Below are 16088 nucleotides of genomic sequence, written 5' to 3' on the forward strand. Positions count from 1 at the left end.
TTGTCGAGGTAAAAATCGAAAACTTGCCTATCGGCCTCTTAGGATTTAGTCTACTTTACTTTGCCCACATCTCTTCCGGATTCAATTCATATATATTATTTTCCCGATACATGAAGTGATTAATAATAAACTCTCTCCGAATGGTAGCATAATCATCAAAGTACCTTTTTATATAGTCATTAAGCTCTTTTTCCTCGTATTTCTTGCCTTCCTTAAGCCCTTTCACAATATGGCGGAAAATAATCAGCTTCTTTTTCCTTTGTGCAGGAATGTTTTTCAGCTTTCCATCAGCACCAATAAAATTATCGATAATTTTTGCTGCTTCTTCATTTGTGACCTCCACTTCATCCACTCCTTTCTCAAATTGGAACAGCTTAATAAGCGCATCTGCCTGATGTGTTATGACCGATTTGTTTAAATAGAAGTAAATCGTGTTTTTTTCTCTGCGTTCGTATACGACATTTATTTCCCGCAGTTTCTTTAAATGATGTGTTATCGTTGGGGCCGTTAAGCCTAGCTTCCCAGCAAGCGCTTGGCCATTCCACGGCTTTGCAGCGAGCAAGGAGATAATTCTGATTCTTGTTGGATCACCGATTGTTTTATGAAAAGCAACTAATCTGTCAAGCTGCATATAGACCCTCCTGTAATTAGATAATCATCTAATTAGATAATAATAAAAAGACTTCTTTACGTCAAGAAGTCTTTTTTGGTAAAGCTTTTTTATTATATTTTTTTTCGTGGTAAGTAAATATGAAATTTAGTCCCTATTCCTTCTTCTGATTCTACCTCTATTTTTCCTTCATGCTCTTTAATTATTTTAAAAGAAACCATTAACCCTAACCCAGTCCCCTTTTCCTTCGTCGTATAAAAAGGTTCTCCAAGCTTTGCGAGTTTTTCCTTGCTCAGGCCGATACCATTATCTTCAATGATGATATGAAAGTAATCCGGCATCGGATTTATACTTGCCTTAATTTCCCCACCGGATTCTAACACCTCCATGCCATTTTTCACAATATTAATGAATACTTTTTTTAATTGGTTTGGTTCGCAAAACATTTCTGTGTTCGAATTAGTATACAGTCTTGTAAATTGAACATTAAATAGAACTGCTTGTGCATTAAGCAGATCCAATGTTTCATTCATTATTTGCTGCAGATCCGCCTTGACGAACTTCACATTTTGTGGCTTTGAAAGGAGCAGAAATTCATTAATTATCGTTTCAATTCGGCTAAGCTCTGACTTTATGACTGTAAAATACATCGCATGCTTATCCGTCTCATTGCTGCTTTCTAATAATTGAATGAAGCCTTTTAGTGCCGTCATTGGGTTCCTTATCTCATGGGCAATTCCTGCTGCAAGCTCACCGATTACATGGAGTGTCGAGGATTTTCTGATTTGCTCTTCCAAAATAGCATTTTCTGTAATATCTCTTAATGTGGTTATACTGCAGCCTGAGTAGATATTATATTTGTTCCGAAATTCTAACTGTGTCCAATCATCACCATTGAATGTGGCAGTATAAATCCCCCTGTTTTGTCCTTCATTCCTTAGTGAAAGAAGTTTTGGCTTGATCTCTTCCCCAATCGTTTTCCCCTCAGGCAAATAATCGAGCAGATTAACGCCAATTAGGCCTTCCTTATCTTTAGAAAGTAAGCGCAATGCTGCTTTATTGATATCAATGATTTTATAATCCCTGTCCCAAAGAATAACCCCATCAAATACTTCTTCAAAAATTGTTTCAAACATGCTTTTACTGTCAAGGAGCTCAAGCTCCATTTTATAGCGACTTGTTATATTACGAAAAATGCTCATATGCAGGCCATCAACAGAATGAAGCTTTGTTGTAAACTCTAACAGCTTTTTTTGTCCATTAGGCATCAAGAACATAAGCTCATCACGATGAGATTTTTTCAAACATAGGTTTTCCATGATATGGAGATAGCTTTTATCTTTCTCATATACATAGTCACTGATTTTATGCTGCAGCATTTCTTCCTGACTGCTTTCAAAAATCGCTAGAGCAGCTTTATTTGCTTTGGTAATTTGCCCATTTTCCTTCCATAGCACAATCCCATCAAGGGCCTCTGTAAAGAAATCACGAAATAAGGCGGCATCCTTATGCTGCCTTTTTTCCAGGTTGCGCATATATGTGACATCCTTAAAAACTGCCAAATAATAAGGATATTTGTTAATACTTGATATATGTATTTCCGCATAGGAGCTTTTTTCATGATTTTCTATAAACAAGCGTTCTGTTTTTCCGGCTTTCTGCTCTGGCTTCATGCTTATCCATGCCCACAAGTCATCTCTGTGCTCTTGCGGGAGATAATGGCTAAGGTTGCGTCCGACAATATCTTTTTTATGGATGTAGAAAATATCCCTTATTGCACTGTTTGCCTCAAGGATTACTCCATTTCCATTCAAAATCACCATACCCTCACTGGAATTTTCGAATACAGCCTCTTTCAGCTCCTTCACCATTTCCCTGCAATTATTCTCATTTCTCAGCCTTTTGTTTTCTTGTTCTAAAAAGCTGATTTTTTTCTTCAGCTGTTGGATTTGCTGCATCTCATTTGTATAGATTTCACCAGACAAGGATTTCCCGCCTCTCGTAAAACTTGGTGCATTATTTATTCTACAAAATTCGAGAAATTCCTTTCCATTTATAAAATAAATGCTGATTATTGTCCAATTTACAAAAACAATCTGCCATTTTTAAGCAAAAATTCAGGCGATTGTCTTATACTTCTATTTACAAAAATACGAAAATGTTTACAAAATCATTGCAGTTGTATTAATAACTCAATAATTCGTTAACAACTTGGAAAAAGAAGTTTAGCTACTGTTTATATGTGCTATAAATAGTAGTGGCTAACAGCCAAAACTCTGCCTCTAAGAACTAATGGTTCTAAAACTGGCATAGCAGCTTTATAAGCTTGCGAGAAGGGAGTCTAGTGATGAAACAGGTCCGAGATTATTACTTTGACAATGCGAAGTTTCTTTTGATTTTTTTCGTTGTATTTGGACACTCTATCCAATCTTTTACCAATGATAGCAATAGTATTTATAGCTTATACAAAGTCATCTACACTTTTCATATGCCGGCATTTATCCTGATTTCCGGATTTTTTGCGAAGGGAATTTATGAGGAAGGCTATGTGCAAAAATATTTAAAAAGGCTTATATTGCCGTACATTATCTTTCAGCTCATTTACAGTGTCTTTTATTATTATCTTTATGGCAAGTCTAGCTTTACAGTCGACCCTTTAAGCCCACACTGGTCATTATGGTTTTTAATCAGCTTATTTTTCTGGAACATGCTGTTATTAGGATTTTCTAAAATGAAGCCACTGTACGGCTTGGGCATTGCGCTAATTCTCGGCTTAGCAATCGGTTTTGTTGATTGGACCTCAAGCTATTTAAGTCTTACAAGAACTTTCGTTTTCTTCCCTCTGTTTTTATTAGGATATTATATGAATAAAAAACACTTTGAGTGGATTAGGACAAAGGGATTCAAAATTGGAGCTATTATTATTTTTGTAGTAGTGTTCGCAGGGTTCTACTATTTCCCAAGTATTAATTATCAATGGCTTTTAGGTTCAAAACCATATGATGTATTAGCCTCTTCTGCTTTAGAAGCCATACTTGTAAGAATAGGTTTTTACTTATTAAGCTTTTTAATGATTTTTTGTTTCTTTGCCTGTGTCCCGCAAAAAAAGTATTTCTTTACACGCTTTGGCAAAAACACACTTTATGTATATTTATTACACGGATTTTTTATCCGCATCTTTCGTACAACAGATTTGCAGGAGGCATTTACAACACCTAAATCTTATTTTCTAATTGTGCTTTTGGCTTTCCTGCTAACACTTGTACTGTCGAGTAATTTAGTTGCCTCACTTGCACAGCCATTTATAGAATTCCGAACAACCAAAATGCAGAAATGGTCAACTAAGGCAAGCTATAAAGAGAAGCTATTTTAAATAGCTGCCCTTAATAGCTGTTAAGAATAACTCAGGGAATGTCCCCCTGAGTTATTTTCTTTTGCCGCTTTTTACTTTACCTTTTGTTAATGGAGCTGTATCGTAAAGCTTACTTGCATTCAGGTCACCAAATTCCATGCCGAATTCTACGTTAGCTTCTTCTTGTTTTTTATTGTTTGTTTTTTTACTCATAATTATCTCCCCTCTCTTCCATGCTTGGAGTTTCGGTTCGCGTGCTTCATCGGATCTTCGCCGCGATTAAATTCAGCAGAGAATTCCGTTTCTTGAGTATTTTTCTTAGGCGTTTTGCTGTATTTTTCGACCGCATTATATTCAGCCTTTCTTTTTGCCATTTGAATCGTCTCCTTTAGTGGAATGATACGACCTTATTTTCTGCAAGTTCCAAGAAGCTATTCGCTAAAAAATGATAGGCAACAAAACCAAAAAAAGCCAAGGCGGATTGCCTTAGCCAATAATGATTCTTTCTTTCGGGTAATGGAAATTATCCTTTTTCTCTTTTCCTCCGATAATATAAATGAAGGATGTTAAGCCGATTCTACCAATAAACATCAAAATCATAATGACACATTTTCCTACACCGGACAATTCAGGAGTTAAGCCTAGCGACAAGCCAGTCGTTCCGAAAGCAGAACATACTTCAAATAAAATTTTGATGAGTGGAGCATCCTCCGTAATACATAGAATAACTGTTGCAATGAAGCATAAACAAAAGGCTAAAATAGTTACAACCATCGATTTAATTATGTCTTCTTCATGTATTTCTCTTTTAAAGATCTTAATATGACGATTGCCGTTAGCATAATGGTAAATAAACAGCAGGTTCAAGGCAAATGTTGTCGTTCTGATCCCACCGCCGACAGAGCTTGGTGAAGCACCGATAAACATGAGAATACAGAAAATCACTAATGTTCCCATCGTATAATCATTTAAATCCATTGTTGCTAAACCGCCGCTCCTCGTTGAAGCAGAGTGGAAGAATGCGTTAAAAAAGATTTGATGCCAATTCATCCCTATAAAATAATGATTTGACTCAATTATGATGATGCTGACTGTTCCAAATAACAGCAACAGCCCAAATGTTAAAGTAGTCAGTTTTGTAAATAAGGAAAAACGGAAAAGCTTACCTGGATTTTTAGGAAACAAGTAATTTTTCAATTCAATTAGAACTGGAAAGCCTATTGCCCCAAGAGTAATTAAAATAATATTGACCAATTGGATAAAATAATCATCCTTATACGGAACGAGCGAGTTTCCACTCAAATCAAAACCGCCATTTGTCGTCGCACTAATGGAAGCGAAAAGTCCATGGACAAATGCATCCTTCCATGTAGGAAAGTATTGATGCAACTGCAGTGTGAGCACAATTGCACCAACAAGCTCAATGATCAAAATTAGCTTGATGATTTCCCTGATGAGCTGGACAAGACCAGACAAATGAGATTGATTGTGGTCAAGCATAATGAGCTGCCGTTCCTTTAAGCCGATTTTTTTACGAAGCAGCATCCAAAAGAATGTTCCAAGAGTCATTACACCTATTCCTCCAAACTGAAGGACAAACATTAAAATAAAGATGCCAATTGTACTATATGTATCAGATATATTTATTACAGTCAGCCCTGTCACACTTACAGCACTTATCGCTGTAAACAGTGTATCCATAATTGACACATGGACACCTTCTTTGTGAGCAATCGGCAAGCTTAATAATATAACGGAAGCACTGACTGCCAGTAAATAATAGCCTGTTATTATTTGAGCTGGAGTGAATTTATTCAGCATCTCCCTTACCGTTCTTCTCATGTTCATACAAATCCCTTCTATTGCAAGCACAACTATAATAATAAACAAAGCGGATTCCTATTATCTCCCCATTACACAAACTTTACCACTTATGAAATACGAGAAAACCCCACATATTATTAGTACAGAAATTAATATTGCTAAACATACCTATTATCAGGATAATAGCTTCTTGTTGCTAACGATATTTATGTTCTGTACTTTATTATTCAAGGAGGCAAATATATCATGGCTAGTTCAAATAAATTATTAGTTCCTGGAATTGAACAATATTTAGATAGCATTAAATATGAAATCGCCCAAGAATTTGGTGTTAATTTAGGTTCAGACACTGTTTCTAGAGCAAACGGCAGTGTCGGTGGAGAAATTACAAAACGCCTTGTTCAACAAGCTCAAGCAGAGCTATCTGGCAAAACTCAATAATAACTATACCTTAAATTCACAAATGCACAAAGGAAAATATAAAAAAGGAAATAATGTTTGCTCTCTTTGCAAAAGCAAAGAATTGGCGCAAGCATTATTTCCTTTTTATCATTTAGCTTTCTTCTGCTGTTTTTTGTGCTTTTTTGCCTGAAAGGAAGTAGCCACCCACAGCAATGATTAACAATACACCCCAGAAAATAAACTTCCAAACCTTTGATTCTGGAAAATGCTCATCAAGCATAGCAACCTCTGGATGTGCTAGAGTAAATACTGCCAATTTCACCCCTACCCAGCCGACAATCATGAAAGCAGCTGTCTCCAAGGTTGGTCTTGTATGAAGAAGTTTCACAAACCAGTTTGCCGCAAATCGCATAATAATTAATCCGATAATACCGCCAAGAAGCATAACCGTAAATTGTCCGCCGTCGATTCCGCCAACATTGAACCAGCCTGTTGGTGTTAGCGTTATTGCCAATGCAACAGCAGCAAGCATAGAATCAATTGCAAATGCAATATCAGCAAGCTCTACTTTTAATACAGTCATCCAAAAACCGGACTGTTTCTTTTCTTTCTCTTTCTCTTTTTTATTTCTGTGTGCAAACTTCCCATATAAATTATGGAAGCAAATATACAATAAGTAGACTGCACCAAGAGCTTGAACCTGCCAAACGTCAACCAGAATAGAAATCATGAATAATGTAGCGAAGCGGAAAACAAATGCACCAAATAAGCCGTAGAATAAGGCTTTTTTCTGTTGCTCTGGAGGTAAATGCTTAACCATTACGGCCATTACAACCGCATTGTCAGCTGCCAAAATCCCTTCCAATCCAACTAAAATCAGGAGCACCCAACCATACTCTAAAAGCAATGCAAAATCCATCTTTTCTCCTCCTATCATTTATTCTTGTATACCCACTGGATTTCCCCTATTAACAGGTTTAGCTGTGCTTTCTGTTTTTATGTACAAAAAAGCGCAAAAAAGACCTTTGCCAAATAGGCAAAGGTCTTGCTAAGCACTTTTATCGTGCCAACAAAGCCGATGGTACAAGACCATGAACTGACGACTTTGTTTTAGGTATGAACCTAAAAGCTACTCCCCTTTGAGTAGATATACAATTAATATAAGACTATTATATACAAAAGATTCTGTTTTTGCAATCAAAAACCGAAAAAAAATAAACAAGACCTGACTATTTTTAATCTCAAAGTTAGTATCGTTGTTTATTCTTTATTCGGATTGAGCTGAGCCTTAAAAAACAATATAGCGTACTTGACTAAAAAGCCACTTATGATTCCAGGAATCAAAAAGATCATTGGTGTAAATATAGGACCTGGAAAAATGCCGAATACTTCAAAACGCGTTGAATACATGACCCCTACTGTTACAAAATAAGCACAAAAAACAAAGGGCAAAAATGCATATTCCTTGTGTTCCTTTAAAGTTGACTTGTATGCATCCCACATCGCAAATAAATATAAACAGGGATAAAACATAATCCACTGAAAATCAAGGGCATCTATGGAGGCTTGCATATTGCCTAAAAAGCTTTGCATGATTGCTAAATTAAAATTACTTTGCACGTTAATGATGAATTCCAGCACTACTAAAAGAGTACCTTTCCAATATTGCTTCATCAATAACTGGCTGAAGCCAGGTAGTGCAATGCTCCACATTATCGCCTCTAATTTACTTAGGTCCCTCATCGGATATCACCATCTAATTCTTATATACCTTTTCATTTTTTCATTTTTAGCTAAACTTTGTTTTTTTATTCAGTATCTGTTCATGTTAGCAAAAAGAATTTATAAGAGTGTCAAATTCGACGGCTAAAAATAGAGTAGATAATAGAAAAAAGAGCCATTTCTGGCTCTTTTTACAGGATTTGTGATAAAAATAGCTTTGTGCGTTCATGCTTCGGGTTATCAAATATATCTTCTGGTTTGCCCATCTCCACGATTTCTCCTTTATCAAACAAGATGATTCTGTCTGCTACTTGGCGTGCAAAGCCCATCTCATGTGTGACGACAAGCATTGTCATGCCAGAGTCAGCAAGTGTCTTCATGACATCTAGGACCTCTTTCACCATTTCAGGATCTAGTGCTGATGTTGGTTCATCGAAAAGCATAATTTTCGGCTGCATTGCCAATGCTCTGGCAATTGCCACACGCTGCTGTTGTCCACCAGAAAGTTGACCTGGATACTTATTTGCTTGCTCTGGAATTCCGACTCTCTCAAGCAGCTCCATTGCAATTTGCTCTGCCTTTTTCTTTTTCCATTTCCTTACCCAAATTGGCGCAAGTGAGATATTCTTTAGGATTGTCATATGTGGAAACAAGTTAAAAGACTGAAAAACCATGCCTGTTTCTTTCCTTATTTCTTCGATATTTCTCAAATCATCTGTCAGAGCAATATTGTCGACAATGATAGAACCTTTTTGAAACTCTTCTAACGCATTGATTGTCCGGATAAATGTTGATTTTCCAGAGCCTGAAGGACCAAGTACAACGATGACCTCTCCTTGCTTAACCTGAAGGTCAACATCCTTTAAAACGTGATGATCACCATACCATTTGTTTAAACCTTTTACTTGAATGATATCCTTTCTTTGCTCTAATGGCGTTGCTAGCTTTTCTACTGAAAATACACTCTCCATCCTTTATCCTCCTCTATTAGCGACTGCCTGCACTTAATGATTTTTCCAAAGCTTTGCTGACATGTGACATTAAATAGCAAAATATAAAATACATTAAAGCAATAAACATATATAGCTCCATATACTTTCCTAAATACTCTGGATTTGCTGCAACCTTTTTGGCCATTCCAAGAAAATCTGCTAATCCAATCACCGCAACTAGTGATGTATCCTTAAAGATGGCGATGAATTGGCCTACCATTGCTGGGATAACTGCTTTTAATGCTTGAGGCAAAATTACAAAAATCATTAGTTTGAAGTTATTTAAGCCTAGTGCCTGTGCTGCTTCAAATTGACCTCTTGGGATGGATTGAAGCCCGCCCCTGATGTTTTCCGCTAAGTATGCAGCACTAAACAGTGTGAAGGCAATCATAGCTCTAAGAATATTATCAATTTGGATTTCTCCTCCAATAAACATCGGCAGTAGCAATTGACCGATAAATAAAATCATAATTAATGGCATACCGCGGATAATCTCAATATAAACAATGCATGTATATTTAATTACCGGAAGCTTGCTTCTTCGGCCAACAGCAAGCAGAAGTCCGATTGGAAATGAGCAAATAATGGCAACAGAAGCTATCACCATCGTCAGTAAAAATCCACCCCAAACATTTGTGCTTACCGGTTCAAGAATGCCAAAACCATTAATAATTCCCACTGATACGGGAATAACTAATATCCATAGAACTAAAACTGGTATCTTTAAAACAGAAAGCTTTCTGCCAATTGCATAAAACAAGTAAATAGAAGCAATGCTTACACCTAAATATATCTTTGTAATGGATTCCGTGTATGGAACAACAGCAAAAATCAACATAATGACAGATAAGGCTATCGCAACATGACCGATAACATTCCTCCATAATCCCCATGATGCACCAAATAATACAGATACTAAAATTACAGCGACCCACAGCCTCCAAATTTCCTCCATTGGGAATTGACCAACCATCAAGAGTCGCAAGTTTGCTGTTACAACACTCCAATCACTGTCAGCTAAAAATGTAGTAACTTTAGCGATAACATATCCAGTAAACATGGCAGCAATAATCGTTAAAATTGCATTTTTCCAATCCTTAAAAAGATTGTTTTTCAGCCACAGCTGTAATTTCACCAGCCTGCTAAGGGAATTAGATTTCACTAAATTTCCACTGTTGCCAAGCCTAACATTATCCAATCTGCCTCACTACCTTTCAACCAACTGGAATTTTTTATTAAAGAAATTCATGAACAGTGATGTACCTAAGCTAAACAGTAAATACACAGCAATCATAATAAGAATAGTTTCAAAGGTATGTCCTGTCTGATTAATAATCGTATTGCCGATTCCGACTATATCCTGATAGGCTACAGCCATTGCTAAGCTCGAGTTCTTAATTAAGTTTAAGTACTGGCTCGTTAGCGGAGGAATAATGATTCGGATAGCCTGTGGAAAGATGATAAGCCTTAATGCTGTTTGACTTTTAAAGCCCAGTGCTTGCGCTGCCTCTGTCTGTCCTTTTGGCACTCCTAGGATACCTGCGCGAACAATTTCTGCTATATATGTTGATGTATAGATAGACAATGCCACTAGCATCGACAAGAAACCAATTGATAAGGATGTTCCGCTCTCAAATGCATTGCCATTGAATTCTGGTACTGATATCCCAAACGGCCCATTGCCTAAAATGAAATAAAAAAGAATAAAACCAAGTGCGAATACTGCGATGCAAGACAATAGCGGATACGTATGTTTGCCTGCATTAATTGCTATGGAGGTTAACTTTTTGAAAAGAAATATGGTGACAACAGCTAATACAACAATTACTGCTATCCATGTTAATGAATGGTCATGTACGGTAAACCAAGGAATAGCTGCGCCTCTGTTCGAAAAATAGAAAGAGCCGATTGATGCCGCATCCTCAATCTTGGGCATTGGCAGGAAAACTGCGAAGTTCCAAATGAATATTTGTACCAATAGTGGTGTATTACGGAATACCTCTACATATACTGTAGCCAATTTACGAATAAGCCAGTTTGAGGACAAGCGTGCAATCCCCATAAAAACCCCAAGCACTGATGCGATAATGATACCGAAAAATGAGACTTTTAGTGTATTTAATAAGCCTACGACAATTGCTCTTTTATAGGGATCATCAGGTGTATAGGAAATCAGTGATTCTGCGATCGGAAAGGATGCCTTTAAATTTAAATAATCTAACCCTATTTTCAAACCAATTTGATCCAATCCAGACTGAACATTACGGACCATTACAGAAATAACAAAACCAACTAGTATAATAAACAGAGCTTGGATAAATATCGGCAACATCTTTTTGTTCCGCCATAGAGGCGTTACTGCTTTTTTATTCTCCACCTTGTATGCCTCCCTTAGCTAAAAGAATAGGCCTGCTAGAAAAGCACTATTAGCAGGCCTTCTTTAAATGGTATAAAAACTTTTTTAACGGAATGGTATGGAGTATTGTAATCCGCCATCACTATATAATGCGTTTTGCCCTCTTTCAAGCTTAAATACAGTATCTGGTCCAAGGTTTCTATCATAAATTTCTCCATAGTTACCAACTTGCTTGATTACTTGGTATGCAAAATCATTAGGTATGCCAAGCTGTTCTCCTAAATTATTGCCGCCAACACCGAGTAAGCGTTGAATTTCAGGATTATCACTTTCCAAAAATTCATCTACATTGGCAGATGTAATGCCAAACTCTTCCGCTTGGATAGTTGCATATACAATCCAGCTTACTGCATCCTTCCATTTTTCATCATTATCAAGCACTGCTGGTGCTAATGGCTCTTTAGAAAGCGTCGCATCAAGAATGACATGTGCATCTGGATCTTGAAGCATCGATTGACGTGATACTAACCCAGATTTATCTGTTGTCCATGCATCTATAGAGCCTGACTCGTACGCTGCGATAACTGCATCTGCATTATCAAATGTTTGTGGAGTATAGCTTACTCCAGCTGCTTTCATTTGATCAGCAAGATTTAATTCTGTTGTTGTTCCTGTTTCCACTCCAATTGTTTTTCCCTCTAAGTCTTCTAATGTTTTAATATCACTGTCTTTTGGCACCATAATTCCCTGTCCATCATAGAATGTGACAGGAGCAAAGCTTAAACCAACCTCAGCATCTCTGTTTGTCGTCCAAGTCGTATTGCGGATAAGAACATCCACTTCTTTAGATTGAACTGCTGTGAAACGGTCTGTTGCAGATAACGGGCGGAATTCTACCTTATTTGCATCCCCTAAAACACCAGCTGCAATCGCTTTAGCAAAGTCAACATCAAAACCAGTGTTCTTTCCATCAGAACCTATGTAGCCAAACCCAGGAAGTGCATCATTTACCCCAGCCTTCAACGTTCCCCTCTTAATGATCGTTTCTAACATACTAGTCGATTTCGAACTTTCTTCTCCACTGCTGGTATTTGACTCCTCTGAATTACCAGAGCAACCTGCCAATGCCAATACAAGTACTAGTAGCATGCTAAAAAGTAATGATAAATTCTTTTTCATTCTGTTTCCCCCTATATATTTTTTTATAAAAATATCAGTTTAATTTAAGAGAATATTCAAAATACTTTTTTGTGTTATTCTAGACTTTTCCTAAATTAAAATGATATTCAAACCTAAGTTATTACCCAACACCTATTGTCAGGTATTCTAACATTTGTCTGTTAATAATTATTACAACTTGGTTTTATTATACCTAAATCTTCCACGATTACAATTATTTTTTTGAAAATTTTAATTTTTACAAATAATTAAAATAGTTATAAATTATATAAATACATTAAAATTCCTTGATTTGCTTATATTAAGTCTATCGAAACAATTTCATTCATTAGTTAGTAGACCTGACTTTTTCTTTAATTCTTATAAACTCACCTCGCCTTTTCTTATTTATTTTTAATCAATCATTATCTCAATATATCGTTTAAGCAATATTTATCGTATAAACAATTGTCTAAACGATGGATACTTCCATTTGCGCGTTAATAAACCTAACACAAATACGCACAAAAAAACAAGCGATTATAAAATCGCTTGTTTTATGTTAGTTTTCTTCCGAATCCATTGGGTTATAAAGTTTAACTTCTGGATTCTTGTCTTGGAACCAGCGTAAGGCAAACTCATTTTCAAACAAGAATGCTTTTTTGCCATAACGGTCCTCAACTAACAGACTTCTGCCGCTGGATAAGTTTTCATTTACTTCCTCATCCACTGTCCATCTGGCAATTTTAGAACCGACATGCTCCATAAGCACATCCACATTATATTCATTTCTCATTCGGTGTTCAAATACTTCAAATTGCAGCTGACCGACAGCACCAAGCAGATAATCCTCTGTTTTTACTGTTTTATAAAGCTGTATCGCACCTTCTTGAACTAGCTGCTGTATCCCTTTATGGAAATGCTTTTGTTTCATAACGTTTTTCGCTGTTACGCGAACGAAAAGCTCTGGAGTAAATTGTGGCAGCTTATCATATTGGAAGGTGTTTTTATTCACAGTAAGTGTGTCACCAATTTGATAAAATCCAGGGTCATATAACCCGATAATATCACCGCTGACAGCTTCATTGACAGTACTTCTGTCATCTGCCATAAATTGCGTGGATTGTGCCAGCTTTATTTGTTTCCCTGTTCTTGGTAAATTAACAGTCATTCCTCTGTCAAACTTACCTGAGCAAATACGTAAGAAAGCAATTCTATCCCTATGTGCAGGGTTCATATTTGCCTGAATCTTAAAGATAAAGCCTGAGAATTCCTCTGACAGTGGGTCAATTTTACCTCCACTAGAGTTTCTTGGCTGTGGAGATGGCGCGAAATCTAAATATGTTTCCAAGAATGTTTGCACTCCAAAGTTGCCTAACGCACTTCCAAAGAACACTGGTGTTAAGTCGCCGTTGTTAATTCTTTCCGCAGAAAATTCATTACCCGCCTCGTTCAGCAGCATAATTTCTTCAAGAGTCTGATCGTAAAGAGAATCCACTTTAATCGGATGGTCTCCTTCAATTTCTCCATCCTCATTCAATGGAATATATTTTTCACCATCTTCTACGCGGAATTGCTCAATACGGTTATAATAACGGTCGTAAATACCTAAGAACTCTTTACCCATACCAATCGGCCAGTTCATTGGATATGACTCAATTCCCATTACTTCCTCTAACTCGGCAAGAAGCTCAAGGGGTGCTTTACCTTGACGATCCAGCTTGTTAATAAAGGTAAAGATCGGAATTCCTCTCATACGACAAACTTTAAACAGCTTAAGCGTCTGCTCCTCAATCCCTTTTGCAGAGTCGATTATCATTACAGCACTGTCAACAGCAGTCAATGTACGATACGTATCTTCACTGAAGTCTTGGTGTCCTGGTGTGTCGAGAATATTCACTCTCGCATTGTTATAATCAAACTGCATGACACTGGATGTTACAGATATTCCTCTTTGCTTTTCAATTTCCATCCAGTCACTTGTAGCAAATTTCCCTGTCTTTTTTCCCTTTACCGTTCCAGCATCACGAATTGCTCCTCCAAATAATAACAGCTTTTCGGTAAGCGTCGTTTTCCCAGCATCCGGGTGGGATATAATCGCAAAGGTACGTCGGGACAATACCTCATCTTTAAATGTTTTAGCCATGATTTTTTCCTCTCTTTTTTGCACTTTCATTTATGCTCATCTCTTAATAATAGCTTGATACACAAAAGTTTGCAATCCCTTCCCTTATCCCTTTAGCTCCAAGAGAAAGATAATTTTTACCAGTTAAAATTATCTATTGCCTGATAGCCCCTTATCTATTTCATTAAGCACTTTTCCAATACTTTCATGAAGAACCAAATCAGCGAGATGGTCATACTCTGTTCGCTCTTTATTAATGATAATTAGCTTGCTTCCTGTTTCACTTGCGAGCAGTGGCAGCTGATTCGCTGGTGAAACATTCAATGAGGAGCCTAAAACGATAAACACATCTGATTGGATGGCAGCATCCTCTGCAAGTAAAAACGCCTCACTTGGCAGCATTTCTCCAAATAAAACGATAGACGGCCGCAATGTACCACCACAATTACACTTATATATTCCATGCAAATATTCTCTGCTGGAATACGTTTTTCCGCATTGCTGGCAATGAAGCTTTTGCAGTGTGCCGTGAAGCTCTGCTATCTTTTTGTTTCCCGCCATACTGTGAAAACCATCGACATTTTGGGTGATGATTCCTTTTAACAGTCCTCGCGCTTCCCAATCTGCCAAGATTAAATGACCTTCATTTGGCTTATATTCAGAAACCCCTAATACCCTCTCCCTATAAAATACGATAAAATCCTCTAAATGATTATTAAGAGCATCCGTACTAGAAAGATAAGACTTTTGCTCTGTTGTCCATAAACCTTTATCAGCAGAACGAAAATCAGGCAAGCCACTTTCTGTCGACATCCCTGCACCTGTAAAGACGACAAGATGTTTCGCATTTTGAATTACTTCTGTCAGCTTCATACCAAATCACACTCCTGTAATCCTACATTTCCTCCTATTGTACCAACCATTCACTACATAATGAAATTGCTTAAACGTTTTTTACTTCTATTTATCGGGAATAGTTGAAGGAATGCTTGCCTTTAAATAAGCAAACATTATAGTTGTGGTGCAGACTAAGATAAAACACTTCAAATAAAACTAAAAGGAGCTGACAAAATGGCCATATTAAAGAAGAATGACATAGAAAAAGGCTATCAAAAGCATGAGAAAAAAGCAGCTTCACTCGTTGAACAGCCCGCAAGATTAGCTGGACTGTTAAAGAAGGCCATTCCAAAAGCGTCATCTAAAAGAAAAGGGTTATCCCCAGTATGGGAGAAGCTTCAATTGCTGTTTTCTTTGGTTAGAGCTTACCAGGATGGCACATATCGCAGTATTAGTAAAAAATCCATGGTGCTTATTGTTGCTGGGATTTTATACTTTATATCCCCAATAGATATTATCCCTGACTTTATTTTTGGAATTGGTATAGTTGACGATGCACTTGTTTTAAAATACATCCTGCAAGCCGTCAACCAGGAACTGATTGCTTATAAGGACTGGAAAGATTACAAACAAAATTGAATAAAAATTGATAAATATAGGACAAGCCTTATATTTTTGCTATAATGGAGCAGATAATTAAAATAAGAAAA

Annotated in this window: 16 protein-coding genes and 1 riboswitch; of the genes, 3 read left to right on the plus strand and 13 right to left on the minus strand. The window is 36.9% G+C overall.

What is annotated here, in order from left to right:
* Positions 1-55 precede the first annotated feature (55 nt).
* Together NQZ71_RS15795 and NQZ71_RS15800 are read right to left on the minus strand one after the other, a co-directional pair.
* Positions 56-631, minus strand: coding sequence for a DUF2087 domain-containing protein (locus NQZ71_RS15795; RefSeq protein WP_144452288.1), 576 nt, complete (start codon positions 629-631; stop codon positions 56-58).
* 92 nt (positions 632-723) lie between these two features.
* A complete protein-coding gene (locus NQZ71_RS15800) occupies positions 724-2595 on the minus strand; it encodes a PAS domain S-box protein (RefSeq protein WP_260054198.1) in 1872 nt (623 codons plus the stop codon).
* A gap of 362 nt (positions 2596-2957) precedes the next feature.
* Between NQZ71_RS15800 and NQZ71_RS15805 the strand changes: the two genes are divergently transcribed.
* The gene (locus tag NQZ71_RS15805) at positions 2958-3983 is read left to right on the plus strand and encodes an acyltransferase family protein (protein ID WP_144452535.1); all 1026 of its coding nucleotides are present in this window, start codon (positions 2958-2960) and stop codon (positions 3981-3983) included.
* 51 nt (positions 3984-4034) lie between these two features.
* Here the strand turns inward: NQZ71_RS15805 and NQZ71_RS15810 are convergent, their stop codons facing one another.
* From NQZ71_RS15810 to NQZ71_RS15820, 3 genes are all read right to left on the minus strand, one after another.
* Positions 4035-4175 carry a hypothetical protein gene (locus NQZ71_RS15810; protein WP_164849552.1) on the minus strand — a complete coding sequence of 47 codons (141 nt, stop codon included), beginning with the start codon at positions 4173-4175 and terminating at the stop codon, positions 4035-4037.
* Positions 4176-4177: 2 nt separating this feature from the next.
* Positions 4178-4336: a hypothetical protein gene (locus NQZ71_RS15815; protein ID WP_164849553.1), complete on the minus strand. Its 159-nt coding sequence runs from the start codon at positions 4334-4336 to the stop codon at positions 4178-4180.
* 112 nt (positions 4337-4448) lie between these two features.
* Positions 4449-5804 (minus strand): TrkH family potassium uptake protein, encoded by a 1356-nt coding sequence (locus tag NQZ71_RS15820; RefSeq protein ID WP_317011756.1) that lies wholly within the window; start codon positions 5802-5804, stop codon positions 4449-4451.
* Between the two features lie 228 nt (positions 5805-6032).
* On the opposite strand from NQZ71_RS15820, the gene NQZ71_RS15825 reads away from it, so the two are divergent.
* On the plus strand, positions 6033-6227 hold the full coding sequence (locus NQZ71_RS15825) for an alpha/beta-type small acid-soluble spore protein (RefSeq protein ID WP_144452287.1): 195 nt from the start codon (positions 6033-6035) through the stop codon (positions 6225-6227).
* A gap of 112 nt (positions 6228-6339) precedes the next feature.
* Here the strand turns inward: NQZ71_RS15825 and NQZ71_RS15830 are convergent, their stop codons facing one another.
* From NQZ71_RS15830 to NQZ71_RS15865, 8 genes are all read right to left on the minus strand, one after another.
* Positions 6340-7107 carry a TerC family protein gene (locus NQZ71_RS15830; RefSeq protein WP_144452286.1) on the minus strand — a complete coding sequence of 256 codons (768 nt, stop codon included), beginning with the start codon at positions 7105-7107 and terminating at the stop codon, positions 6340-6342.
* 131 nt (positions 7108-7238) lie between these two features.
* Positions 7239-7338: riboswitch (yybP-ykoY riboswitch) on the minus strand.
* Between the two features lie 110 nt (positions 7339-7448).
* Complete coding sequence (locus tag NQZ71_RS15835) at positions 7449-7931, minus strand: hypothetical protein (protein WP_144452285.1); 483 nt, start codon at positions 7929-7931, stop codon at positions 7449-7451.
* Between the two features lie 170 nt (positions 7932-8101).
* A complete protein-coding gene (locus NQZ71_RS15840) occupies positions 8102-8881 on the minus strand; it encodes an amino acid ABC transporter ATP-binding protein (RefSeq protein ID WP_144452284.1) in 780 nt (259 codons plus the stop codon).
* A 16-nt stretch (positions 8882-8897) separates the two neighbouring features.
* A complete protein-coding gene (locus NQZ71_RS15845) occupies positions 8898-10100 on the minus strand; it encodes an amino acid ABC transporter permease (protein WP_317010958.1) in 1203 nt (400 codons plus the stop codon).
* Positions 10101-10109: 9 nt separating this feature from the next.
* Positions 10110-11279, minus strand: coding sequence for an amino acid ABC transporter permease (locus NQZ71_RS15850; RefSeq protein WP_317010959.1), 1170 nt, complete (start codon positions 11277-11279; stop codon positions 10110-10112).
* Positions 11280-11363: 84 nt separating this feature from the next.
* Positions 11364-12437, minus strand: a complete 1074-nt coding sequence (locus NQZ71_RS15855) for an amino acid ABC transporter substrate-binding protein (protein WP_144452281.1) — start codon at positions 12435-12437, stop codon at positions 11364-11366.
* Between the two features lie 541 nt (positions 12438-12978).
* Positions 12979-14562: a peptide chain release factor 3 gene (locus NQZ71_RS15860; protein WP_144452280.1), complete on the minus strand. Its 1584-nt coding sequence runs from the start codon at positions 14560-14562 to the stop codon at positions 12979-12981.
* A 129-nt stretch (positions 14563-14691) separates the two neighbouring features.
* The gene (locus NQZ71_RS15865) at positions 14692-15414 is read right to left on the minus strand and encodes an NAD-dependent protein deacylase (RefSeq protein WP_317010960.1); all 723 of its coding nucleotides are present in this window, start codon (positions 15412-15414) and stop codon (positions 14692-14694) included.
* 198 nt (positions 15415-15612) lie between these two features.
* On the opposite strand from NQZ71_RS15865, the gene NQZ71_RS15870 reads away from it, so the two are divergent.
* On the plus strand, positions 15613-16017 hold the full coding sequence (locus tag NQZ71_RS15870; RefSeq protein WP_317010961.1) for a YkvA family protein: 405 nt from the start codon (positions 15613-15615) through the stop codon (positions 16015-16017).
* The last annotated feature ends 71 nt before the right edge of the window (positions 16018-16088 follow it).

It is taken from the genome of Niallia taxi (assembly GCF_032818155.1).
Lineage (GTDB): Bacteria > Bacillota > Bacilli > Bacillales > Cytobacillaceae > Niallia > Niallia taxi_A.

Bases quoted from the DNA above. Each gene is read 5' to 3' on its own strand.
- NQZ71_RS15795 (WP_144452288.1), bottom strand. From the start codon at position 631: ATGCAGCTTGACAGATTAGTTGCTTTTCATAAAACAATCGGTGATCCA.
- NQZ71_RS15805 (WP_144452535.1), top strand. From the start codon at position 2,958: ATGAAACAGGTCCGAGATTATTACTTTGACAATGCGAAGTTTCTTTTG.
- NQZ71_RS15810 (WP_164849552.1), bottom strand. From the start codon at position 4,175: ATGAGTAAAAAAACAAACAATAAAAAACAAGAAGAAGCTAACGTAGAA.
- NQZ71_RS15815 (WP_164849553.1), bottom strand. From the start codon at position 4,336: ATGGCAAAAAGAAAGGCTGAATATAATGCGGTCGAAAAATACAGCAAA.
- NQZ71_RS15820 (WP_317011756.1), bottom strand. From the start codon at position 5,804: ATGAGAAGAACGGTAAGGGAGATGCTGAATAAATTCACTCCAGCTCAA.
- NQZ71_RS15825 (WP_144452287.1), top strand. From the start codon at position 6,033: ATGGCTAGTTCAAATAAATTATTAGTTCCTGGAATTGAACAATATTTA.
- NQZ71_RS15830 (WP_144452286.1), bottom strand. From the start codon at position 7,107: ATGGATTTTGCATTGCTTTTAGAGTATGGTTGGGTGCTCCTGATTTTA.
- NQZ71_RS15835 (WP_144452285.1), bottom strand. From the start codon at position 7,931: ATGAGGGACCTAAGTAAATTAGAGGCGATAATGTGGAGCATTGCACTA.
- NQZ71_RS15840 (WP_144452284.1), bottom strand. From the start codon at position 8,881: ATGGAGAGTGTATTTTCAGTAGAAAAGCTAGCAACGCCATTAGAGCAA.
- NQZ71_RS15855 (WP_144452281.1), bottom strand. From the start codon at position 12,437: ATGAAAAAGAATTTATCATTACTTTTTAGCATGCTACTAGTACTTGTA.
- NQZ71_RS15860 (WP_144452280.1), bottom strand. From the start codon at position 14,562: ATGGCTAAAACATTTAAAGATGAGGTATTGTCCCGACGTACCTTTGCG.
- NQZ71_RS15865 (WP_317010960.1), bottom strand. From the start codon at position 15,414: ATGAAGCTGACAGAAGTAATTCAAAATGCGAAACATCTTGTCGTCTTT.
- NQZ71_RS15870 (WP_317010961.1), top strand. From the start codon at position 15,613: ATGGCCATATTAAAGAAGAATGACATAGAAAAAGGCTATCAAAAGCAT.